This window comes from Flavobacterium sp. MMS24-S5, from assembly GCF_050320125.1.
Lineage (GTDB): Bacteria > Bacteroidota > Bacteroidia > Flavobacteriales > Flavobacteriaceae > Flavobacterium > Flavobacterium tyrosinilyticum.
Genome location: NZ_CP190016.1, coordinates 4958139 through 4981872, shown reverse-complemented (window position 1 = coordinate 4981872; position 23734 = coordinate 4958139). Strand labels below are relative to the sequence as shown.

The window sequence follows — 23734 nt, the reverse complement described above, 5'->3', positions numbered from 1 at the left end:
AGGCAACTCAAATTAACATCTTAAATCTGCTTAAAAAAACTTTGCGACTTCGCGTCTTTGCGAGATAATTCCACTCTACCATAAAAAAACTTTGCGCCTTTGCGTCTTTGCGAGCAAATTACACTCCAGCATAAAAAAAACTTTGTGCCTTAGCGCCTTCGTGGCAAAACTCACTAATGCGAATGCTCCCCGCCTCCCTTCATTGCTGAAAGCAAATAAAAAGCACCTTTTATAACAATCTTTGATTGAGAATCAATCTTATCAACGAATTTTACTTCTGTAAAACCTAAATCGGTTGTGCCTGGAATTACTTCTACAGCTTTAAAATGAACTTCTTCCTCATGTGCTTCTTCTTTCTCACCTTCTTTGTGTTCGTGTTTTTCTTCTGCATGACCTTCTTCCTGAACAAAAACAAAATACTTATCGGCATTTCGAACCACGGCATCTTTTGGTAATGCTGGAACAGTGGCATTGGTAATATTAATATTCGCAGAAACGTACATTCCCGGAATCAAACCTTTGGCATCGGCAGGGTCAATTTTAGCATGTACGGCAACCGTTTTACTTTCGTTAGAAAAAGACTTATTGATTCCGAAAATCTTTCCTTTGATTGATTTATTCGACTGATTGGTTAAGACAAAATCGATTATCTGACCAACAGAAATCGAACCCAAATCTTTCTCATACACATTCAAATCCAAATGCATCTGACTGTTGTCTACCACTTCAAAAAGCGAAACTCCTGTATTCGCAAAAGCGCCTTTGGCAATATTGATTTTTCCAACAAAACCATTTATTGGCGACACAATTGGCACAACCGATGTTGTTCCTTTGGCATTCACATGCAAAGCATCCAATTTGTTTTTTGCGGCTTGCGCTCGGGCTCTTTCGGCCGCTAATTTGGCTTTTACTTCCTGGAAAGTCTTTCTCGGATTCACATTTTCCTCACTCAATGTCTTCTGACGATTATACTCTAACTGCAAGTATTCAACATTCGCAACGGCCGACTGATAATCTTCCTGCATTTCTATAACTTCCAAATTCTGAATCGTTGCCAACACTTTTCCTTTGTTTACATAAGTTCCTTCCAAAACAAAAATATCTTTTACTGTTCCGCCAATTAAAGTCGAAACTTCAGCAGAATTTTGCGGAGGAACTGTTGTGTAACCATTTGCTTTGATGACTTTGTTGAGATTACGATCTTCTACAATTCCAGTTTCAATGCCAACCGTTTTGTATTGTGATTCCCTCAAAGCCACTTCTGTAGTTTCTTTTTCTTCTTCCTTTGGTTCTTCGGCTTTCTTTTCGTTACAACTTGCTAAAGTAACCGCAAGGCACGCAAAGACAAAGCGCAAGGCACGCAAGGAAATTAAACCTTGCGAACTTTGCGAAAATCCCTTAGCGCTCTTTGCGGTTAAACTATTATCTATATATTTCATGATTAATTGTTTTTGATAGTTGGAAATTGAAGTTCGATAGCGCTTTGATTGTAGCTGTACGTTGCCTCTGTAAATTGTTTTTTAATATCAATTGCCTGATTTAAAAAGCTGATATACGACCAATAGCTCATATCGCCATTGGCATAACTTTTCTGAGCCGTTTCAATAATCTGATCGGCATAATGCAAGCCTTCATTTTGGAAATACGCTAAGTTTTTCTGCTGCTTTTTGAAATTGTTCTGCAACTCTTCTTTCTGCAGATTCAAAATCATTTTGTTTTTATCTAAAGCCATTTGCGACTGCGAAATACTAATTTCGGCCGCTTTGGCTTTGGTAGTATTCACACCGCCAAATAACGGAATCTGTAATCCGGCTGTAAAACCCTGAAACAGCGATTCGGTATTGATGGTTTGCGCAAAATAACCTAATCCTACTTTTGGTGTACGTAATGCTTTAAACGTTCCCGCTTCTTTTTGGTAAACTGAAATCTGTTGCTGATAAAAATCGGTCATCAAAGTCTCTGCTTTTGTGTTTTCCTGATTTTCTATAAAAGTGTATTGTAAATCGGTATTTGAATCGGGAACAATATTTTCGTCTGTCTGAATGAAAAACTGCAATTGTTTCTGATAAATTGCCAAATCGTATTCTAACTGTGCTTTTTGAGTTTCAATTTCTTTTACTTTGGCTTTAGCACTAATCACTTCAATATTACCGCTTTCTCCTGTTTTAAAACGCAGTTCGGCGTTCTTTAAGAACTTGGTATAAATAGCATTCAATTCTGAATTTAGTTTCTGGATCGAAATTCCATACAAATATTGATAATACGCCAATGTCACCGCTTTTTCAATTTCATACGAAGACAAAGCTTTTCGTTTTTCAGCCAGTTTTGCCAATTCTTCCTGCAATTGTCGGTTGGCTTTTGTTATATTTCCTAACGGAAAAAACTGCTGTACCGAAACGTTATGATCGTAATCTACACTGTTAAACTGCCCACCCTGATACTGTACCTGCAATGGATCGGGCTGAAATGCTGCTTTTTTAAGAACGGTTTGTTTCTCGATTTCTTTGTCAGCGATTTTTAAGTCGATGTTGTTTGATTTGGCTAGTTCTATTGCTTTTTCTAGCGATATTCTGGTTTGTGCAAAAGTTGTTGTGCTTATCAATAGGAATGCAGTTAACCGCAAAGTTCGCAAAAGTTTTTTCGCAAAGTTCGCAAAGAGGATTGCGCTGATTTTATATATTAAGTTCATTGTAATTTCTTTTAAATTTTTCTTTGTGTGCTTTGCGTAGACCTTAGCGTTCTTTGCGGTTAAAATCTTTGCGGTTAAACCCACGATCCAACAATAAATACAAAATCGGTAAAACGATTAAGGTCAATAAAGTTGCAGAGATTAATCCGCCGATTACTACGGTTGCTAGAGGTTTCTGTACTTCTGCCCCGCCGCTTGTGGATAAAGCCATTGGCAGAAATCCTAATGAAGCTACAGCTGCAGTCATTAAAACAGGACGTAATCTCGTTTTGGTTCCGATAAGGATTCTCTGAAACGGATCTGAAATTCCTTCAGTTTTTAATTGGTTGAAATACGAAATCAGTACAATTCCGTTTAAAACTGCAATTCCGAATAAGGCGATAAACCCAATTCCGGCAGAAATACTAAAAGGCATTCCTCTCAGCGAAAGCGCAAAAACACCTCCAATAGCCGATAACGGAATCGCACTAAAAATCAGCAGTGCTTGTTTGGCACTTTTAAAAGTAAAATACAGCAAGACTAAAATCAGTCCTAAAGCAATTGGCAAGGCTACAGAAAGTCTTTTCGAAGCTTCAATTAAATTTTCAAACTGTCCGCCATACGTCACATAATAACCTGCGGGAAGTTTGAAACTTTTATCCAGTTTTGCCTGAATTTCTTCGACAACACTTTTGATATCTCTCCCTCGAACATTTAATCCAACGGTAATTCTTCGTTTTCCGTCTTCGCGGATAACCTGCACATGCCTGTTCGTACTCTACAGAAGCAACCTGAGAAAGCGGCACTTGCTGTCCACTAGGAAGCGGAATAAACAAATTACTCACATCGGTAATGTCGGCGCGATTATCTTCGGCCATTCTCACCACAACATCAAACCTTTTGCTTTCGTCATAAATCTTTCCAGCCACTTCTCCCGCAAAAGACGAACGAATAATTTGATTGATATCTGAAATATTTAGTCCGTAAAGCGCAATTTTATCGTAATCGTATTTAATGGTAATCTGTGGCAATCCTGTAACTTTATCGGCTTTTAAATCTCCTATTCCGTCGATTCCTTTTATTTTTGAAATCAATTCTGTCGCTTTGGCATCTAAGATTTCCAAATCGTCACCAAAAATCTTGATGGCAATATCAGAACGGCTTCCCGTCATTAATTCATTAAAACGCATCTGAATTGGCTGAGAGATTTCGATATTCGCTCCTGGAATAATTTCCATTTCTTCTTTCATGGCATTGGCCAATTCTTCCCAATTACGATATTTGCCTTTCCATTCTTTTTTGTCTTTTAAAACAATAATCAAATCCCCACTTTCTATTGGCATTGGATCGGTTGGAATTTCACCACTCCCTATTTTAGTCACAATAGTCTTGATTTCTGGGAATTTGGCTTTTAAAATCTGTTCATATTTAGTCGCCGTTTCCACCATTTGCGAAAGCGAACTTCCCGTCATAATGGTAGCATTGATCGCCAAATCGCCTTCTTCGATTGTCGGGATAAATTCGCCTCCCATATTTTGGAAAACAATAAAAGCAAAAGCAAATAACCCGACAGCAACAGAAAGCACTACTTTTTTAAATTCTAGCGCTTTTTTCAATAAAGGTGTATAACGGCTTTCTAGCCAAGCAATCATGCGATCACTAAAATTTTCTTTATGTTCTGTTTTTTTTGAAAGAAACAAAGCACTCATCATTGGAATATATGTCAGCGAAAGAATAAATGCTCCCATAATGGCAAAACCAACCGTCATGGCCATTGGTTTAAACATTTTTCCTTCGGTTCCAATCAAAGCCAGAATTGGCAGATATACTATCAGAATAATGATTTCTCCAAAAGCAGCACTGTTCCTGATTTTTGAAGCCGAATTATAGACTTCTTTGTCCATTTCTTCCTGTGTTAATTCTTTTTTATTTTTGAGTTTCTGCAGATGATGCATTGTGGCTTCGACAATAATTACGGCTCCATCGACTATGATTCCGAAATCTATCGCACCAAGACTCATTAGGTTTCCGCTTACGCCAAAGGCATTCATTAAAATAACGGCAAACAGCATTGCCAGCGGAATCACAGAAGCGACAATCAATCCCGCACGAAGATTTCCTAAGAATAGTATCAGAACAAAAATTACGATTAAAGCTCCTTCTAATAAATTCTTTGCAACAGTTTTTATGGAGTTATCAACCAGTTTTCCCCTGTCAATAAAAGCTTCGGCAACAACTCCTTCGGGAAGGCTTTTATTAATCTGAGCCATTTTTTCATGAACTCGTTCAACAACAGCGCTAGAGTTTTCTCCTTTCAGCATCAAAACCAATCCCGAAACAATTTCTCCTTTGCCATCTTTGGTTGATGCTCCGTAACGTAGCGCAATACCTTCACGAACCTGAGCTACATTTCGAACCAAAACAGGCGAACCGTTTCGGTTTTTAACTACTACATTTTCGAGATCTTTTACGCCTTTTGCCATTCCGACACCGCGAATAAAATATGTGTATTGATCTTTTTCGATATAAGCTCCACCTGTATTTTGATTGTTTTTTTCTAAAGCGTCAAAAATTTCGGTAATGGTAACTCCAAGACTATTCAGCATATTAGGATTTACGGCAATTTCGAATTGTTTCAATTTTCCACCCCAAGTGCTAATTTCAGCAACACCGCGAACTCCCTGCAATTGCGGAATAATGATCCAATCCTGAATTGTTCTCAGTTCAATCGCGCTGTATTTGTTTTCATACCCTTTTTTGGCATACACATCATATTGGTAAATTTCTCCTAAACCCGTTGAGATTGGCGCTAATTCTGGAGAATTTACATAATCTGGAATGTTTTCTTCGGCTTGTTTTAAGCGTTGAAATATTTGTTCACGAGCCCAGTAAATATCAACATCTTCTTCAAAAACAACGGTTACAACCGATAGTCCGAAACGAGAAATACTGCGAAGTTCGATCACATTTGGAACTGTCTTTACAGCTCTTTCTAAAGGATACGTAATTAATTGCTCGACTTCTTGACTCGCCAATGTTGGTGCAGTGGTAATAATCTGAACCTGATTGTTCGTTACATCGGGCAAGGCATCGAGCGGTAATTTTTTAAGTGAATAACTTCCCCAAGCAATAAGTACAAGGGTAAATAATAGTATGACGAATTTGTTTCGTATACTAAATTGAATGATTTTATCTAACATTTGAGTATATAATGACGTGAGAAATTAGACAATTAAATTGTCTGTAAACGTGTGGAAAGTCCACAACTCTCTCGCCCGTTTTCGATTTTTATCGAACAGGCCTAATCATTATGCTATTTGAGGGGGCTGCCAAATACTTCCGTAGAAATTGGAAATAAAAACAGAACTGTAACTTGGTAATACAATTGAAATTTGATTGTAAGGTTTAGGAAACTCAAAACTTACAGTAGAATGATAACTTAAAACCTGTGCACCACAGCAGTTGCAAGCACAAAATGGAGAACATAAATCATTGTCTTTGTCATGCGAATGATTGTCTTCTGACGCAAACTGAGCTGTTTTATGCATAGCACTGTTTACTTCCATATCGGCACAGGGCATATTAGACAATGCCAAAAGGTAAATTGATAATATGATTGTTATCCATTTCACAGCTGTAAAAATACAATTTATTTTTTAATTGGTATTTGACGGTGCTAATTCCTAGAATAAAAATACTGAAAAATGGTACAAAAATTATTTTAATGCCTTTTATCATTTTCTTATCATTTTTTGTCGGTGGTAAGAAAATTTCCTTAACTTTAACATTAATTAACACATTATCAAGCCTTAATCTTTAATTACAATAAAGCCAATTTAGCATACCAATAAAAAGATTCTCACAATAGCATTAGTACATATTTATTTTTCGCAGTTTAATTAATTTAACATTAAAACACTTAAATCAATGAAATGTAATACACTAATATCAGCCTTTTTATTACTATTTAGCATGCAAATTTTCGGGCAGGTTTATACCGATAAAATTGTAGGGAAAAAAAATGAAGAATTACTAGACAGTCTTAAAGTAGAAAAATATCCGTACGCTCTGCCTATTTGGGGTGAGAAAGTAGCTCAAAAAGGATACAAACTTCCCTACTCTGCAGGTGTTTCTGTTAATTATTTTTGGCAGGAATCTGAAATTGTCATTAATGATTTAAACATTGGTTTTAATCATGGCCCCAATATAACTTGGATGAAATTGTACGATTTGATAAATCAACGGTTGAAGCTGGTGCGCTAACTATTAGACCTGATATCTGGCTGCTTCCCTTTTTAAATATTTATGGAATTTTTGGAAAAGCCAAGACGGCAACTAAAATTAATGCTGGTATTTGGGTGCCAGATGCAGATAACAATTGGTCTGAAGTTGCCAATTTTAGCACCAAAGCCAATTTTGACGCTACTACTTTTGGTATAGGTATGACTCCAACAATTGGTATTGGCGGTGGCTGGCTGGCTCTGGATATGAATATGGCCTGGACTGATATTAGTTCGCTAGATAAACCTGCTTTTTCCTATGTTTTTGGTCCGAGATTAGGAAAAACATTTAAATTCAATAAACCAGACACCAATATAGCGATTTGGGTTGGAGGTTTTAGAGTTCATATTTCTGGAGATACAAATGGAGATTTGCCTTTATCTGATTTTATTGATCTAAGCAGTGCTCAGGCTAAAGTAGACAGCGGACTTCAAAAAGTTTCTGACAATCAGACAAAAGTAGATGCATGGTGGGATGGTTTAACGCCAGCTGAACAAAAAAATCCGGTTAATGTAGCCAAACATAATACTGCCGACAGAGCTCTAGAAAGAGCAGGAACATTCCTTGCAACTCTAGACGGGGCATTGAGCACAGCCTCAGATTCATCTGTTCAATATTCCCTTCAAAAAAGGCCTAAAGACATGTGGAACTTCATTATTGGGTCGCAGTATCAATTCAGTAAGCATGTAATGTTTCGTGCAGAGTGCGGTTTCTTAGGGACTCGTACACAAGTATTGGGAAGTTTACAATACCGTTTTGGACTGTAATTCATCCATATATGAAAAAGATTTTATTAATCGTTTTTGCTTTCTTTTGTATTTCCACGGCGCAGTCACAAGTTTTGATTTCCTTAATCTTTGGAGATAAACTCAACTCAGAGTTTTTAGAATTTGGTCTGGAAGGCGGTGCAAATTTTTCTACCATTTCTAATATGGGATCTTCGGCCTTAAACCCAGGATTTAATCTTGGTTTTTATTTTGACTTTAGATCAAGAAAAAATCCGGCGTGGATGATCAATACTGGAGTAATTGTAAAATCTCCTATGGGAGCAAAAGAGATTCCGGTGTATTCTCTAAACGATGAAAATCTAGACAATACTTTTGCGGGCGGACATGTAAATCGTGAAATACGTTATTTTAATGTTCCGATATTAATTAAATACCAATTTAAAAATAATATCTATCTCAAAACTGGACCTCAATTTGGTTTGTTAGCCAAAGCATTTGATGAGTTTAAAAACGAAATCAACAAAGATGATGTGGTTTACAAGAAAAATATTAGAGATCAGATTCATGTTATAGATGCTGGACTTGCCTTCGGTGCGGGCTATCATATGAATGTTGGAAACGGTTTAAATATCACCGTTCAATATTATTACGGGCTTGTTACGGTAATGAAAGGAGACGGTCAAAATAATCAATACAACCGATCTTTGTATGTGACGGCAGGAATTCCGATAGGAAAAGGGAAAGCTGCGCAAAAAAGAGCCGAAAAAGAAGCTGAATTAAATAAAGTCGTGCTTCCTGAAGACGAGAAAAATTAAGAAATTGAAGATTTTAGATTGAGGATTAACGATTTTTGATTTCTTCCATCTGAAATCAAAAATCGTTAATCAAAAATCAGCAATATTAATTTCTTTTATAAACTCTAAAATCTCTTCGGTTTTTAAAATAAAATCTGGCACTGTATGCAAAATCGCATTGTTAGGCATAAAAGGCATATCTGCAGAAAGCGGATTCTGTACAACGCTTATTCCACCCGCAGCCTGAATTGCTCTCAATCCTGCTGTACCATCCGAATTGGAACCCGAAAGTAGAATTCCAACTAAATTTTGACCATATATTTCTGCGGCAGACTCAAAAGAAACATCTATACTTGGTCTACTGTAGTTTATTTTTTCTGAAGTGTCTAGAGACAACGTTTCTTCTTTTTCAAATAATAAATGATAATTGGAAGGCGCGATATAAATAAATCCTTCTTCAAGTTTTACTTTGTCTTCGACCTCTTTTACTTTTATTTTTGATTTTAAAGCGATTAAATCTTCTAAGGTTTGTTCGTCGGAGTTTTTTCTGTGAACAACAATGACAATAGCAAAAGAAACAGGTTTTTCTATAAAAGGTAAAATCTGCAATAATGCCTGCAAACTTCCTGCCGAACCGCCAATTATAACTACTTTACAATTTGTTACTCTTTTATTTTTCTCCATATTTTCTCTTTATCAAATTGTTTGTATTTGGTTTGAGATATAGAATACTTTATAGTTTCTTTTGTTCCAAGTGCCAAAAAACCTAAAACAGCCAAGCTGTCATCAAATAGATTGACCACTCTTTTCTGCAGATTATTATCAAAATAAATTAAAACATTGCGGCACAAAATCAGATCGAATTCATTAAACGAAGTGTCAGAAACTAGATTATGCTGAGAGAAAACCATCTTCTCCGAAAGATTTTCATTAAACTTTGCAAACCCGTAATTGGCAATGTAATAATCTGAAAAATCTTCTTGTCCGCCCGCTTCACGATAATTATCGGCATAGTCTTTTATCATTCTCAGCGGAAAAATACCGCTTTTTGCCGTTTCCAAAACCGTAGCGTTTATATCGGTAGCGTACAATATTGATTTGTGTAGCAGACCAGCTTCTTTGAGCATAATCGCCATCGAATACACTTCTTCTCCTGTAGAACAGCCAGCATGCCAAATTCTGATAAAAGGTTTGGTTCCCAGCAAAGGAAGAATTTCTTTTCGAAGCGTTAAATAAAAAGACGGATCACGAAACATTTCTGTAACGTTAACCGTTATTTCATCAATCATTTTTTTGCAATATTCTGGATCGGTACGGACTTTAGACAGAAATTCATGAAAATGCTTAAATCCATCCAAAGTAAATACCCTGCTTACACGTCTTTTAAGTGAGGCTCTTGAATAACTTCCAAAATCAAAACCATAATATTCGTAAACTTCATTAATGAGAGTCTCTAATTCAATATCTTCAATCATAATTCATTTAAATTTCTCCCAAGATGTGAAGTAATTTATCTACATCTACAGGTTTTGAGATGTATGCATCTGCTCCGGCTTGTAAACATTTTTCTTTATCTCCTGCCATAGCTTGCGCTGTTACGGCAACTACAAAAGTATTCTCTTGAGACGGAATGGCTTTAATGAGCGGAATGGCCTCATAACCGTCCATTTCGGGCATCATCATATCCATCAAAACGGCGTCAATTGAATTGTCATTTGCTAATATTTTTAAGGCTTCTTCAGCACTTAAACAAGACAGACAGTCAAAAGATTTTGCCTTTAAGGTATTTACTAAAGCAAAAATATTTCTAGAATCGTCATCTACAATCAATACTTTTTTCTTTTCCATGTACAGTATTTTTTAAGATTAGATTTTATCGTATAACCAAACTCGAAGCAGCGATAATAACTGATCGACATCGACCGGTTTTGTAATATAATCTGAAGCTCCCGCTTTAATACATTTTTCTCTATCGCCAGTCATGGCTTTGGCCGTTACGGCTATTACGGCTAAGTTAAGAAATTTAGGATTGCTCCTAATTTTTTCTGCCGTTTCATAACCGTCCATATTAGGCATCATCATATCTAACAATACGACATCGGTATCTGGATTTTCATCTAAAATTTTAATAGCCTCTTTTCCATCAAAAGCCGTGATAACAGTCATCTTAAAGGCTTCTAAAGCTTTAGAAAGCGAATAAATGTTTCGCACATCATCATCTACAATTAATACTTTTTTCTCAAATAAAATATTGTTTAGCGAATTCAGTTTTTTACTGCTTTCTTTTGCTGTATTTCCTTCTTTCTTATTTTCTACTAAGTGAAGGAAAAGCGAAACCTCATCGAGCATTCTTTGGTACGAATGTGCTGTTTTCACGATAATAGAATCGGCATATTTCTTAATTTTCACTTCTTCTTTTATCGAAAGACTTTTTCCTGTAAATACAATTACCGGCAGATTTTCTAAACCTGGACTTTTCTTAACCCCTTCTAGAATTTCGTAAGCCTGTTTGTCTGGAATTCCCATGTCGAGAATTACACAGTCTACCTCTTCTTTTCCTAAAGACGATAAACCTTCTGAAACTTCGCTTTTAATCTCCGAGTTAATATTATACGTTTCTAAGAAAAATGCCAATGCTTTTGCGTGTTTCGCATTATCTTCAATAATTAAAACCTTTTGCGATTCTTTGTTTATAATGTGCTCAATACGTTTAAAAACATCTGGAATTCGGTCAAAAGCAACTGGTTTGTCTAAGAAGTCGACCGCTCCTTTTAGCAGACTTTCCTGTTTCAATTTATGCGAAGACATAATGTGCACCGAAATATGTTTGGTTTGAGAATGATTTTTTAGTTCTTCCAGAACCTGCCATCCGCTTTTTATTGGAAGTTCTATATCCAATAAAATTCCGACTGGTCTATAAATCAGAGCAAAATTTAAAGCGTAATCACCTCTTACTGCCACTACTCCTTTATACCCTTTTTTCTGAGTGAAAGCCAATAATGATTTGGCAAAATTGATGTCGTCTTCTACAATCAAAATGACTTTATCACCTTCTACAATTGAATCTCTATCATCTTCAATTTCTTGCGGAATAACTTCACTGATGTATTTCGGTCTTTCCTCATCACTTTCAGTTGTTACTTCGATTTCTTCTGCATGTGGAATTTTATTTACCGAAACTTTGTTGATCGCAAATCCTAAAACGGGAAGACACAATGTAAACGTACTTCCTTCATTTACTTTACTATGCAATACAATTTCTCCTCTCAGTAATTTGGCCAATTCACGGCTAATTGATAATCCTAAACCAGTTCCGCCATATTTTCGTTTCGTTGAACCATCTGCTTGCTGGAAGGCTTCAAAAATTAAGGGCTGTTTTTCTAACGGAATTCCGATTCCAGTATCTTTTACAATAAAACATATAATTTTATCATCGTCTGTATCTACTTTTATTTCAAGAGAAACGGTTCCTTTTTCGGTAAATTTAATGGCATTCGAAATCAGGTTTTTCAGAATCTGCTCCAAACGCATTTTGTCCGTTTTGATGACAATTGGCGCGTCTTTGGCAATAATTTCAAAATTAATTCCCTTCTCTTTTGCAACCAGATGAAACAAGTTATATAGATTATCTGTAATTTCTTTGGTCGAAACATCCAAAAATTCCAGATCCATTTTTCCGGCTTCAATCTTAGATAAATCTAGAATTTCATCAATTAAACCTAACAAACTATTTCCTGAACTCTGAATTACTTTTGCAAATTCAATTTCTTCATTGTTCATCGTTTTGTTGTTGTTTTCAGACAATAAACGGCTCAGCAATAAAATAGAATTCAACGGTGTTCTCAACTCATGCGACATGTTGGCCAAAAACTCTGACTTGTAACGCGTAGTTAATTCTAAAGCTTCTGATTTCTTTTGGATCTCCGTGTTTTTTTCTTCTAATAAAACGCTTCTTTCAGACAATTCTTCATTGGTTTGTTCCAATTCTTCCTGCTGTACGCGAAGTTCTTCTTCCGAAGCCTGCAATTTTTCGGTTTGTGCTTCCAATTCTGCATTTATAGCTTCCAATTCGCTGTGTTGAATCTGTAATTCTTCTGACTGAGATTTGGTTTCTTCCAGAAGTTCCATTACCCTTTTACGGTTTTGGGTCGCTTTAATCGCAATTCCGATATTATTGGCTACCATATTCAAAAATTCAAGCTGCAAAACAGAAAATCCGTAAATACTAGCCAGCTCCACTGCGCCTTCAATCTTAAAATCCATTAATGGCAATGCCACGATATGCGTAGGTTTTATTTCTCCCAGTGCATAATTAATCTGAATATCATCTGGAGAAAGCGTTTTAAGTTCCAGCATTTTTCCAGAAACAATAGACTGGCCAATTAACCCCTCGCCTTTCTTAATTCTTTCTCTGTTTTTGCTCGGTATATAACTGTAACCTCCTGTAACTGTCAATTCCTCTCCATCAATCACATACAAAACTCCCGCACTGCTATTGGTATATTGGCATAAAAACTCGATTACATCTTTGGATAATTTCTGGATTGTTTTTTCTCCCAGCATTTTATCGTTCAAAGTTGCAACCCCCGATTGAAGCCATTCTTTTTGAGATAATAATTCGAAAGAATCTTTTAATGAATCTTTCATGTTATGAATGGATGCGCCCAAAGCTCCTAAAGTATCTGCTTTTCTATCGTCTATTTGAACATCGTAATTTCCTCTAGAAATTTGTGTTGCAATACCGCTTATTACATCAAGTCTTTCAGCTGTTTCTTTATCTTTTCTCTCTAATTCGAGTTGCAATAACATTCTCTCGTTATAATCCTTTAGAATTCTGATTAAGAAAACAATAGAAATAAGAAAGGCTATAAAGAAAGCAACAGCAATTAAAGCTAAACTATAATTACCGTAACGTTCTGAATTGGAGTTGCGTTCTTCTAAAAGTTTTTGTTCTGTATTTTCAACTTTCCTAACGATAGCCTTAATCTCGTTCATCATATTTCTGCCTTCATTCAAATCAAAAATCAGCGTTTCTTTGCTTAAACGTTTTTTGACAATCTGATTGTTTAGATATTTAAAGAAACCGGAACGTTTAGAGCGTAAATCTTCTAGTAATTTTTTCTGCGAAGGATTGTCAGATGTAAGTTCGTCCAACTTATCAAAATAAGTATTTGATTTCGCTTCAGCATCATTAAAACGATCCACAAACTGCTCATCGCCTGTAAGCAGATAACCTCTCATACTGGTCTGGGCTTCTATAATAATTGAGGAACCTTCATTTAGGTTATATATTACATCCTGAGTATGGTTTACCCAAAAATTACTGTTTAGTAGACTTTTAATACTAATAAAAGAGGCAACAGAACTAATCGTAAGTACAAGCAGTGAAACTAGTGAACTGATTAATAAATTTCTTTTAAAATTACCATTCATATATTCTAAATTATTTTTATTCGTATTTTAAAGGAAGAACAATGATAAAGCTTGCACCTTCTCCCACTTTACTTTTTGCTGTAATTAATCCGTTATGTTTTTCGATTATTTTCTTAGCAATTGCCAGTCCAATTCCTGTTCCTTCGTAAGATTGACGATCGTTTAAACTTTGAAAGATAATAAAAATACGATCAAGATAAATCTCATCAAAACCAATTCCGTTATCTTTTACTGTAATCCTGCAAAATTTACCTTCTGGCGAAGTCGGACTTTCGATTGATTTTTCTAAAATAGTTTCAGAAGTAATCTCAATTACCGCTTTTTCTTCATTTCCTGAGAATTTCAAAGCATTTCCTATTAGATTTTGAAAAACCTGACGCATCTGGCTCGGAATACTATCTATTGTTGGAAGTTCGTTGGTTTTTATGGTGGCGTTTTTGCGTTCAATTAAATAATCAAAATCTCCCAACACTTCCTGCAAAACAATATTCAAATCTGTTTTTTCCGGTTTAACCTGAGCAGAAAGCCTTGAATAAGCCAAAAGATCGGTAATTAAAGTTTGCATTCTTTCTGCCGATTTTATTGTTCGGTTCACATAATCGATCGCTTTGTCGTCTGCCTTTAAGTAAAGGTCTTTTATTATTTTGATAAAGATTTGAATCTTTCTGATTGGCTCATTTAAATCGTGCGATACCACCCAAGAAAACTGTTGCAATTCGTGATTTCGCAGTTCAAGCTCTTCATTTTTCTGAACCAGTTCTTTTGTTCTTTCCGCGATTTTTATTTCAAGATTGTCCTGCGCTTCTTTTCTAATTTTTATTTCTTTAGAAAGAAGATCTTTCATCACTTTAAGTTCATTTTGCTGTTCGTAGATTTTAATGAAGGTTTTTACTTTTAAAATCAGTAAATCGCTATCTACAGGTTTGGTAATATACTCCACAGCACCAGTTTCGTACCCCTTAAAGATGTACTTTTTCTCGGTATTAAGTGCCGAAAGAAAAATAACAGGAATATCTTTTGTACGTATATTTCCAGAAAGAATTTTTACTACCTCAAAACCATCGAGTCCCGGCATTTGAACATCCATAATAATGAGACAATAGTCTGTTTTCAGGATTTTCTTTAAAGCTTCTTCTCCAGATTCGGCACTATCGACATCGATATTATGCAGCTCTAATGTTTTCTTTAAGGCAATAATATTGGCCCTTATATCGTCTACAATTAATACCATGCCATGTTGAAGCTAAATCGGTTGTAAATCAAAACTCTTGAATTTAAGGTTAAATTTAAAAATTTTCTTATTTTTTTAAAGAATCACACATGTAACTCTTAAAAATTATGTGGAAATTCTCAAATGTATAAAAAAAATAACGAGCAGGTTTTTTATCTAAATCAAAAATAGTTACAAAATTCCCATCTTTGGCTATCACATTAACCTATTGCATGATTTTTAGCTTATTAGAAATTTCTATTATTTTAACCCTATCACCTATTAGATGTATTTTCATACATAATTTATCATTTTATTTTGATTGAGCTAAACAAAATACCTTTTAAGGCAACTAAAATTGCAGTTAACAGGTAATTTTAAATGAAACTACAAGCTTAAAAAAGAGTAAATCATGAAAAAGAAACAAACATTTCCCGAGCAAAAACAAAATCTTCCAGGCAATGAACACATGATGAATCCGGAGCCTGAAATTATAAGAGAAAATTATGTTGGAAGCGGTAAATTACTAGGAAAAACAGCTTTCATTACTGGTGGCGACAGCGGAATCGGTCGAAGTGTTGCAGTGCATTTTGCAAGAGAAGGCGCTAATATTGCAATTGTATATCTAAAAGAAGATAAAGATGCCCTTGAAACCAAAGCAATGATTGAAAAAGAAGGCCAGCAATGCCTACTAATTAATGGTGATTTGAAAGATGAAAAGTTTTGTAAAAGTGCCATTAAAAAATGCCATACCACTTTTAAAAGTCTTGATGTTTTGGTAAATAATGCTGCAACTCAGTTTCCGCAAACAGAAATAGAAAAAATAACTTCGGCACAGCTTCATAAAACTTTTGAAACTAATATTTACCCTTTCTTTTATATCACAAAAGCAGCGCTTGCTTTCTTAAAAGAGGGCGATAGCATTATAAACACCACCTCTGTTACGGCTTTTCGCGGAAGCGAACATTTGGCAGATTATGCGAGTACCAAAGGTGCAATTGTAAGTTTTACCCGTTCACTTTCGACTATGCTGGCAAAAAAGAAAATACGCGTAAATGGCGTTGCACCTGGACCAATCTGGACGCCTTTGATCGTAGCCACTTTTGACAAATTATCTGATTTTGGAAAAGACAATCCGATGGAAAGAGCGGGTCAGCCCTCGGAAGTGGCACCTGCTTATGTGTTTCTGGCCTCTGAAGACAGTAGTTATATTACTGGGCAGTTTATTCATATAAATGGTGGAGAATTGGTTGGGTGAAAAAGTTTCTGAGATGCTGAGATTCTGAGATTCTAAGTTTTTTTTGCTCGCAAAGACGCGAAGGCGGGAAGTTTTTGTTTTATAATTTAATAGAAAACTTTGCTACTTTGCTACTTTGCGAGAGTATCTTAAACCAACTTAACAAATCTTAAAACAATGAAATTATTAATCGCTAAGGCCGCTTAGGTTTACGCAATGATCGCGATTTTTTTGCTCGCAAAGGCGCAAAGGCGCGAAGTTTTTTTGTCTTTATAACTCAAAAGAATCACTTTGCGACTCTACGCCTTTGCGAGATTATCTTAAACCAACTTAATAAATCTAAGAAAAAATGAATTTTATAGATATCATCGGACTTTTTGCTGGAGGGTGTATTACACTTTCTACGATTCCGCAAATTATAAAGGTCTGGAAGACCAAGAAAGTAAAAGAAATTTCGCTACGGATGTTCAGCATTTTGACCTTTGGGATTGCGGTATGGATTGTTTACGGAATTCTCAAAAAAGACCTTCCCATTATTCTGACCAATAGTATATCTTTCGTTTTAAATCTCATCATGGTTTATTTCATTATTTACTATGAAAAAGAATAAAATAAAAAAAAACAGCTCGATCGAAGCTGTTTTTTTGAAAGTGAAGGATATGGTATGCTTACTAGCTAGCTAATTTTTGGTTGTATGGCTTTAATTCCAATTGATATTTTCGAGGTTGTAAGTTTCGCTTTAAAAACTGTACTGGCGCTGTAATTGCGGTTAATTTCATATGAGATAATTTCTTGATCTCACTCAACTGTTTTACTGCAAAGTTCAAAATAGGCTCAAACGCAGTAAAATAATTATAACTATGTTGCGCTATCTCAAGTTCTAAAACTTCGCGAAGAATACCTTTCATTAGTATATAACGAACTAATCCTTGAGTTGGAATTCTTTTAAGTTCCTGAAATTTCTCTCCTATTTTGTGATTTTCATCTCCTATATAAATATAATTTCCAGAATTGCTCGTAAATATTTTTTTTACTTGAGAAACAAAATCGCTTTCTTTATTTTCGATTGTTGTTGGCATTCCTATTAAAGAGAATTGAATATGTTGGTGACTTTGAAAATGCAATACACTATTAATAGTAGAAGAGTTGCTCATAATACCCGATTGCTGTTTTTTAAGGCAATGAGTAGCTCCATTAGCACCAAAACTATGCAAAACGTTTCCTTTCTCGCAATATGCAAAAAATACAGGCGAAAACGGATTAGATTCGATGCTTAAACTAAGTTCTTGAGTAAAAGTTAAATCAAAACTCAGATAAGACATCTCTTTTTCAAAACGAACGCCAGAAATGCTTCCCTTTGCCCATTTTGATTGAATTGTCAAATTGTATTCATTGGCAATAACTTTTAATTTTCCTCCAAAACTTTCTTTCAGATTATTAAAAACAGCATCAAAGCTTCCAGTATTTATGTAAAGTTTTTTCATTATATGGTTTGGTTTTAGTAAAAGCGGTTAGTTATTTATTTAAGTATAAAAACCAACCTTGGTTGCTAACTTTCTATAATCCAAATTTCGTTTATATTGTCAGTCAAATCTTTATACAATTTTGTGCAGATATTTCATAATTATTATTTAAAGTTGCTAAGTTGCTGAGATACTGAGGTACTAAGTTTCTCAAACTCAAAAACAGTAAAAAAAACTACCTCAAATGAATTCAAATTAAGGAACTAACTTCTACTTTCTCACTTTAAAAAAAACAAAGAGCAAAAAAACTTAGTATCTCAGTATCTCAGTATCTCAGTATCTCAGCAACTTTGCAACTTTGCAACTTTGCAACTTTCAAAAAAAAAGCAGCTTGCCTCAAATAAATTTGAAACAACTGCTCATCAGCAAAATAAAAATACCAATCTATTTTTATTCTTTTATGTTAATTCGTTTATGTCTGCATTTTTGGAATAATTGGCTTTCGGGATGTCTTTAAAAAATTCGGCTTCTTCCAAATCTGCCGTTCTGAACCATATCCTAATAAATGAGTTCCTTTACCTCCATCTTTAGTTTCTATTATGTATAATATTGACATATCATCGGGATCACTCATACCTTCATAACGATGATGCGCCACAATAAAAATATCTTCTGGTTTATAGGCTACTTTGCTCTCTGAATCTATCAAATGATCGTTTTCGAATAAATAATTTACCATGTATCCTTCTTCTTGATATCTCTTTATATTATCGGTTTCGTGTTTTGAATCTTCCCTTTTCATTGTTTTTTATTTTTAACTGTTATTCAAATTTCCGTATAGGAAAGCGATAAAATTAACTCTAACGATTTTAATCTTGCCTCATTTAAAAATCGCTTTTCTGCGAATATTTATTTTCATTAATTTTAATAAAACTTAATTCAAAACAAGAATTTACTAACTTTAATACGAATGAAAAGTAGCTTGTTAACAAGACGAAAAATAAGATTTTAATGAATAGCAACAAATATGATTTTCTCGCAAACGGAGGAGAAATGGGTATGCTTACTCGCGCAAAAGATTGGAGTAAAACTACACTTGGGCCTATAGAATCATGGCCTCAAAGTCTTAGGACTACTTTAGGAATTCTTCTAAACTCTAAATTCCCCATGTTTTTATTTTGGGGACAAGATCATATTTGTTTTTACAATGATGCCTATCGTCCAAGTCTAGGAAATGATGGAAAACATCCTTCTATTCTAGGCCAAAAAGGAGCCGATTACTGGCCTGAAATCTGGGATTTTATTAAGCCTCTAATCGATCAAGTGCTTCAAAATGGAGAAGCCACATGGCACGAAGACCAATTATTACCGATTTATAGAAATGGAAAATTGGAAGATGTTTACTGGACATTTAGTTATAGTCCTGTAAATGATGAAAACGGAAAAACAAATGGCGTTTTGGTAATTTGTAATGAAACTACCAATCAAATCATTACTCGCAAAAAACTCGAAGAAAGCGAAAGACGTTTTAGAAATACAGTTAAACAATTGCCTCTCGGAATTTGTGTTTTAAAAGGAGCCGATCTAATTGTCGAGATGGCTAATACCACTTATCTCCATATAATTGATAGAGAAGAAAGTGCCATATTAAACAAGTCTATTTTTGATTCTGTTCCCGAAACTAGAGAAACTGCATATCCTATTATAAAAAAGGTTTTCGAAACTGGCGAACCTTACTATGCAGATGAATTTGCTGTAACCTTAAATCGTTATAACAAAGAAGAATTAGCTTATTTCAATCTCGTTTTTTACCCTTTAAATGAAGAAAACGAGATTACTGGAGTTATTGTAGTTGCATATGAAGTGACCGAAGAAGTAAAAGGCAGATATCTCCTTGAAGAAAATGAAAAAGCTTTTCGAAATATTGTAATTGATTCTCCTATTGCAATGGCAATTTTTAGAGGAAAAGATTTCGTTATCGAAATGGCCAATAAAGCCATGATGTATAATATTTGGCAAAAGGAAGAAAAAGAATGTATTGGCATTCCGTTACTAGATGTTTTCCCTGAATTGAAAAACCAAAAATATCCTGAATTATTACATGATGTTTTGGTCAATGGAAAAACGATTCGAGAGAATGAAGCTGTGGCTTATGTTGATATTAAAGGAAGTCTCAAAAAATTCTATCTGGATTACGAATATACTACGCTATACGAAAAAAACGGAAAAGCATCTGGTGTAATGTGCACGGTTTATGATGTAACTTCTAAAGTTAAAGCCAGAAAAAAAGTGGAAACTGCCGAAGCAAGAACACGTTTGGCTACTGAAATTGCCGAAATTGCCATGTGGGATTTGAATCTTAAAACAAAGAAATTAATCTACAGCGATACTATTCTAGATATTTTTGGATTTGAGAAAAACACAAAGATTGTACATCAAGACATTCGAAACTGTATACTTCCAGAAGACGAGAATATTGTTTTAGACGCTTTCGCGGAAGCATTAAAAACTGGAATTTACAAATATGAAGCTCGAATTTTAAAACTAGACCAATCGATTGCATGGATTAAAGTTCAGGGGAAAATCTTTTTTGATGAAAATAACGAACCTTCCAAAATGTTGGGAACTGTGATGGATTTTACAATCGAAAAAGAAAGTCAGCACGTTTTAATGAAGAGCGAACAAAAATTTAGACTTCTCGCCGATTCTATCCCTCAGTTCATCTGGACGAGTGATACTCTAGGAAATCTGAATTATTTTAATGAAACGGTTTACAACTATTCTGGATTGTCTAAAGAAGAAATTGAGAAAAACGGTTGGCTTCAAATTGTGCATCCCGACGACCGTGAGGAAAATGTAAAACTATGGATGGAATCTGTAAAAACAGGAAATGATTTTCTTTTCATTCACCGTTTTAAGCGCTATGATGGGGAATACAGATGGCAGCTCAGCCGTGCAATAGCACAATTGGATGAATCTGGAAAGATTCAAATGTGGGTTGGAACAAGCACTGATATAGAAGAGCAAAAAAACTTTACCAATAAACTAGAAGATCAAATTATAGAGCGTACTACACAATTGGAACTCAAAAACAGGGATTTGATTAATATGAATATAGAATTGCAGTCGTTTGCTTATATCTCAAGCCATGATTTGCAGGAACCGCTGCGAAAAATTCAGACTTTTGCAAGTCGATTGGCTACTTTGGACGAGCAAAATATTTCGGCAAATGCCAGATCTTATTTAGCTAGAATTGAGTTTTCGGCAAAGAAAATGCAAAATCTAATTCAGGATTTATTAACCTACTCCCGTACCAACTCTGCCGATCGTATTTTTACAACGGTTAAAATAGACGAAATTGCAGAAGAAGTAATAAGTGATTTTTCTGATCGAATTGAAGAAAAAAATGCTATTGTAGAATATCACGATTTAGGAGAAGCCAATCTTATTCAGTTTCAGTTTAGACAGTTACTGCATAATTTGGTAGAAAATGCCTTGAAATTTTCTATTCCTAGTGTTCCTCCAAAAGTAAAAATTTCTGCTACGCAAATTGATGGAAAATCGCTTCCTAATGCTGAATTTAAAGACAAAAATTACCTCCATCTCCAAGTTGAAGATAACGGAATTGGTTTTGAACCTATTTATAAAGAAAAAATCTTTGAAGTTTTTCAGCGCTTAAATACCGACAGCGAATACAAAGGAACTGGAATTGGTCTTGCAATTGTGAAAAAAATCGTTGAAAATCATAGAGGTTTCATTACAGTTTCTAGCGAAAAAGATAAAGGTTCTACTTTTAATATTTACATTCCCGATTTGTCTGAAATTAATATTTAAACACAAAATTGGATTGATTGGGAATAAATTTTTCCCAATCTATTTGCATGGCATGCTCAATAGATTTTATAATGTCATTCATTAAAACTGGTTTTGTAATAAAGCAGTTAGCGCCAAGTTTACGGCATTTTTCTATAATTCCAGGTTCGCTTGAAGTAGAATAAATTACAACAGGAATATCTTTTTTATAATCTGAATTTCGAAGTTCTTCTAGAACATCAAAGCCATTTTTTCCAGGCATGTTTAAATCTAAAAAAACTACATAAGGTGTAGCAGGCGGATCGTAAATTGCGTTTAAAAAATTCTGCCCGCCAGAATAGGTTTGAAGTTTAATGTTGTGAGGTATAGATTCTACGGCATCAGCAAAAATACACAAATCATCTTCATCGTCATCAGTATAGAATATCGTAAAATCAGTCATTATCTTTTGGCTTCGAATTATAATGTCTCAAATATAATGTAATTTTATGTAACAACCAGATTTTAAACTAATTTCCTACAAAAACAGCAAATTGAAATCTCATAATTTATAAGTTTAATTATATAATCTGTAAACGGACAAAAAGAGCCAACTTTACTTTTAGCTATTTCAATGACAAACAAGACTTTATTTGTCAAGTAATTAACTTAAAAATATTAATATTATGGGCGATCATAAAGACCTTACAGATGAATTTGCAGTAGATAAAATAAAAGATCTTGCTGAGCATATTAAAACATGTATGTTTTGTACATACAATGAATATAGATTACAGTCCCGACCAATGTCTGTTCAGAAAATTGATGATTTGGGACAGCTTTGGTTTTTATCTGACCGAAACAGCAGTCAGAATGCAGAAATTACATTAAATCCGATGGTTGAAATATTCTTTTCTGAACCGCATGATAAATTTCTAACGCTTCACGGAACCGCAAGTATTTCGTACGATCGAGAAACGATCGAAAAATTATGGAATCCTATAGTAAAAATCTGGATGCCTGGTGGTGTAGACGATCCAAATTTGAGTGTTATAAAAGTAGTTCCTGAAGATGGTTACTATTGGAACAACAAAAACGGAAAAATGGTTGCCATTGCTAAAATGACAGCGGCTTTTGTAACAGGAAAAACGATGGATGACGGAATTGAAGGAAGCTTGAAATTATAGCTTTTTTAAAGTTTTTTTAAAGTTTTTTTAACCGCAAAGAGCGCAAAGTATACGCTAAGTTCGCTAAGATTTTTTCTTTTGCGTACCTTACGTATACTTTGCGCTCTTTGCGGTTATTTTTTTAGCCACAGATTAAAGGATTAAAAAGATTTAAAAAAATCTGTTTAAATCTGTAATCGGGAGCGTGAAACAAAAATTATTCAGCACGCAACACTATAAAGCTTTGCGAACTTTTTAACGCATGCCTTAAGCCTTCAAAATAAAAAAACTTCGCGCGCTTTGCGTTAAAAAAAATGCGTTTAGATATAGACGGTTATTTTTTTGCCACAGATTAAGAGAATTAAAAAGATTAAAAAAAAATCTGCTAAATCTGTAAAATCTGCGGGAAATAAAAATTATTCAGCAAGCAAATTAAACTCAAAGCTTTGCGAACTTTTTCACGCATGCATTAAGCCTTCAAAATAAAAAAACTTCGCGCGCTTTGCGTTAAAAAAAAATGCGTTTAGATAGACACGGTTATTTTTTTGCCACAGATTAAGAGAATTAAAAAGATTAAAAAAAAATCTGCTAAATCTGTAAAATCTGCGGGAAATAAAAATTATTCAGCAAGCAAATTAAACTCAAAGCTTTGCGAACTTTTTCACGCATGCATTAAAGCCTTCAAAATAAAAAAACTTCGCGCGCTTTGCGTTAAAAAAAATGCGTTTAGATAGACACGGTTATTTTTTTGCCACAGATTAAGAGAATTAAAAAGATTAAAAAAAAATCTGCTAAATCTGTAAAATCTGCGGGAAATAAAAATTATTCAACAAGCAAATTAAACTCAAAGCTTTGCGAACTTTTTCACGCATGCATTAAGCCTTCAAATAAAAAAACTTCGCGCGCTTTGCGTTAAAAAAAATGCGTTTAGATAGACACGGTTATTTTTTTGCCACAGATTA

The 23734-nt window shown here is 34.6% G+C and carries 17 protein-coding genes and 1 pseudogene; 7 read left to right on the top strand and 11 right to left on the bottom strand.

Translation table 11 applies throughout. The features are described from left to right. Positions 1 to 173: 173 nt before the first annotated feature. The 3 genes and pseudogenes from ACPWTF_RS22940 to ACPWTF_RS22930 form a co-directional block, all read right to left on the bottom strand. The gene (locus ACPWTF_RS22940; RefSeq protein WP_427873313.1) at positions 174 to 1439 is read right to left on the bottom strand and encodes an efflux RND transporter periplasmic adaptor subunit; all 1266 of its coding nucleotides are present in this window, start codon (positions 1437 to 1439) and stop codon (positions 174 to 176) included. 2 nt (positions 1440 to 1441) lie between these two features. Continuing rightward, a pseudogene (locus tag ACPWTF_RS22935) lies at positions 1442 to 5868 on the bottom strand (CusA/CzcA family heavy metal efflux RND transporter). Positions 5869 to 5976: 108 nt separating this feature from the next. Continuing rightward, positions 5977 to 6300, bottom strand: a complete 324-nt coding sequence (locus ACPWTF_RS22930; RefSeq protein ID WP_349306047.1) for a DUF6660 family protein — start codon at positions 6298 to 6300, stop codon at positions 5977 to 5979. A gap of 295 nt (positions 6301 to 6595) precedes the next feature. Between ACPWTF_RS22930 and ACPWTF_RS22925 the strand changes: the two genes are divergently transcribed. From ACPWTF_RS22925 to ACPWTF_RS22915, 3 genes are read left to right on the top strand one after another with little or no spacing between them, the layout of a single operon-like run. Next, positions 6596 to 6931: a hypothetical protein gene (locus tag ACPWTF_RS22925; protein ID WP_427873311.1), complete on the top strand. Its 336-nt coding sequence runs from the start codon at positions 6596 to 6598 to the stop codon at positions 6929 to 6931. Then, complete coding sequence (locus ACPWTF_RS22920) at positions 6880 to 7716, top strand: hypothetical protein (protein ID WP_427873309.1); 837 nt, start codon at positions 6880 to 6882, stop codon at positions 7714 to 7716. The genes ACPWTF_RS22925 and ACPWTF_RS22920 overlap by 52 nt, the downstream gene beginning before the upstream one ends. Positions 7717 to 7727: 11 nt before the next feature. Next, the gene (locus tag ACPWTF_RS22915; RefSeq protein WP_427873308.1) at positions 7728 to 8492 is read left to right on the top strand and encodes a porin family protein; all 765 of its coding nucleotides are present in this window, start codon (positions 7728 to 7730) and stop codon (positions 8490 to 8492) included. A 69-nt stretch (positions 8493 to 8561) separates the two neighbouring features. Here ACPWTF_RS22915 and ACPWTF_RS22910 read toward each other — a convergent pair whose 3' ends face one another. From ACPWTF_RS22910 to ACPWTF_RS22890, 5 genes are read right to left on the bottom strand one after another with little or no spacing between them, the layout of a single operon-like run. Then, positions 8562 to 9155, bottom strand: coding sequence for a chemotaxis protein CheB (locus ACPWTF_RS22910; protein WP_427873305.1), 594 nt, complete (start codon positions 9153 to 9155; stop codon positions 8562 to 8564). Beyond that, positions 9134 to 9946, bottom strand: coding sequence for a CheR family methyltransferase (locus ACPWTF_RS22905; protein WP_320492707.1), 813 nt, complete (start codon positions 9944 to 9946; stop codon positions 9134 to 9136). Before ACPWTF_RS22905 ends, ACPWTF_RS22910 begins: the two co-directional genes overlap by 22 nt. Positions 9947 to 9953: 7 nt before the next feature. Beyond that, positions 9954 to 10319 (bottom strand): response regulator, encoded by a 366-nt coding sequence (locus tag ACPWTF_RS22900; protein WP_095927599.1) that lies wholly within the window; start codon positions 10317 to 10319, stop codon positions 9954 to 9956. Between the two features lie 18 nt (positions 10320 to 10337). Continuing rightward, a complete protein-coding gene (locus ACPWTF_RS22895) occupies positions 10338 to 13904 on the bottom strand; it encodes a response regulator (RefSeq protein WP_427873303.1) in 3567 nt (1188 codons plus the stop codon). Positions 13905 to 13920: 16 nt separating this feature from the next. Beyond that, positions 13921 to 15135: a hybrid sensor histidine kinase/response regulator gene (locus tag ACPWTF_RS22890; protein ID WP_427873301.1), complete on the bottom strand. Its 1215-nt coding sequence runs from the start codon at positions 15133 to 15135 to the stop codon at positions 13921 to 13923. 391 nt (positions 15136 to 15526) lie between these two features. Between ACPWTF_RS22890 and ACPWTF_RS22885 the strand changes: the two genes are divergently transcribed. Together ACPWTF_RS22885 and ACPWTF_RS22880 are read left to right on the top strand one after the other, a co-directional pair. Continuing rightward, positions 15527 to 16372 (top strand): SDR family oxidoreductase, encoded by an 846-nt coding sequence (locus ACPWTF_RS22885; protein WP_427873299.1) that lies wholly within the window; start codon positions 15527 to 15529, stop codon positions 16370 to 16372. A 328-nt stretch (positions 16373 to 16700) separates the two neighbouring features. Then, positions 16701 to 16961, top strand: coding sequence for a SemiSWEET family sugar transporter (locus ACPWTF_RS22880; protein WP_427873298.1), 261 nt, complete (start codon positions 16701 to 16703; stop codon positions 16959 to 16961). 61 nt (positions 16962 to 17022) lie between these two features. Here the strand turns inward: ACPWTF_RS22880 and ACPWTF_RS22875 are convergent, their stop codons facing one another. Next, entirely contained in the window at positions 17023 to 17835 is an 813-nt protein-coding gene (locus tag ACPWTF_RS22875) for a hypothetical protein (RefSeq protein WP_427873297.1), read from the bottom strand. Positions 17836 to 18286: 451 nt separating this feature from the next. Then, a complete protein-coding gene (locus tag ACPWTF_RS22870; protein WP_427873295.1) occupies positions 18287 to 18616 on the bottom strand; it encodes a hypothetical protein in 330 nt (109 codons plus the stop codon). Between the two features lie 209 nt (positions 18617 to 18825). On the opposite strand from ACPWTF_RS22870, the gene ACPWTF_RS22865 reads away from it, so the two are divergent. Continuing rightward, positions 18826 to 21648, top strand: a complete 2823-nt coding sequence (locus ACPWTF_RS22865; protein WP_427873293.1) for a PAS domain-containing sensor histidine kinase — start codon at positions 18826 to 18828, stop codon at positions 21646 to 21648. Here the strand turns inward: ACPWTF_RS22865 and ACPWTF_RS22860 are convergent. Beyond that, on the bottom strand, positions 21638 to 22069 hold the full coding sequence (locus tag ACPWTF_RS22860) for a response regulator (protein ID WP_427873291.1): 432 nt from the start codon (positions 22067 to 22069) through the stop codon (positions 21638 to 21640). The genes ACPWTF_RS22865 and ACPWTF_RS22860 overlap by 11 nt on opposite strands. 223 nt (positions 22070 to 22292) lie before the next feature. Here ACPWTF_RS22860 and ACPWTF_RS22855 point away from each other — a divergent pair, with 223 nt between their 5' ends. Next, positions 22293 to 22793 carry a pyridoxamine 5'-phosphate oxidase family protein gene (locus tag ACPWTF_RS22855; protein ID WP_095927608.1) on the top strand — a complete coding sequence of 167 codons (501 nt, stop codon included), beginning with the start codon at positions 22293 to 22295 and terminating at the stop codon, positions 22791 to 22793. The last annotated feature ends 941 nt before the right edge of the window (positions 22794 to 23734 follow it).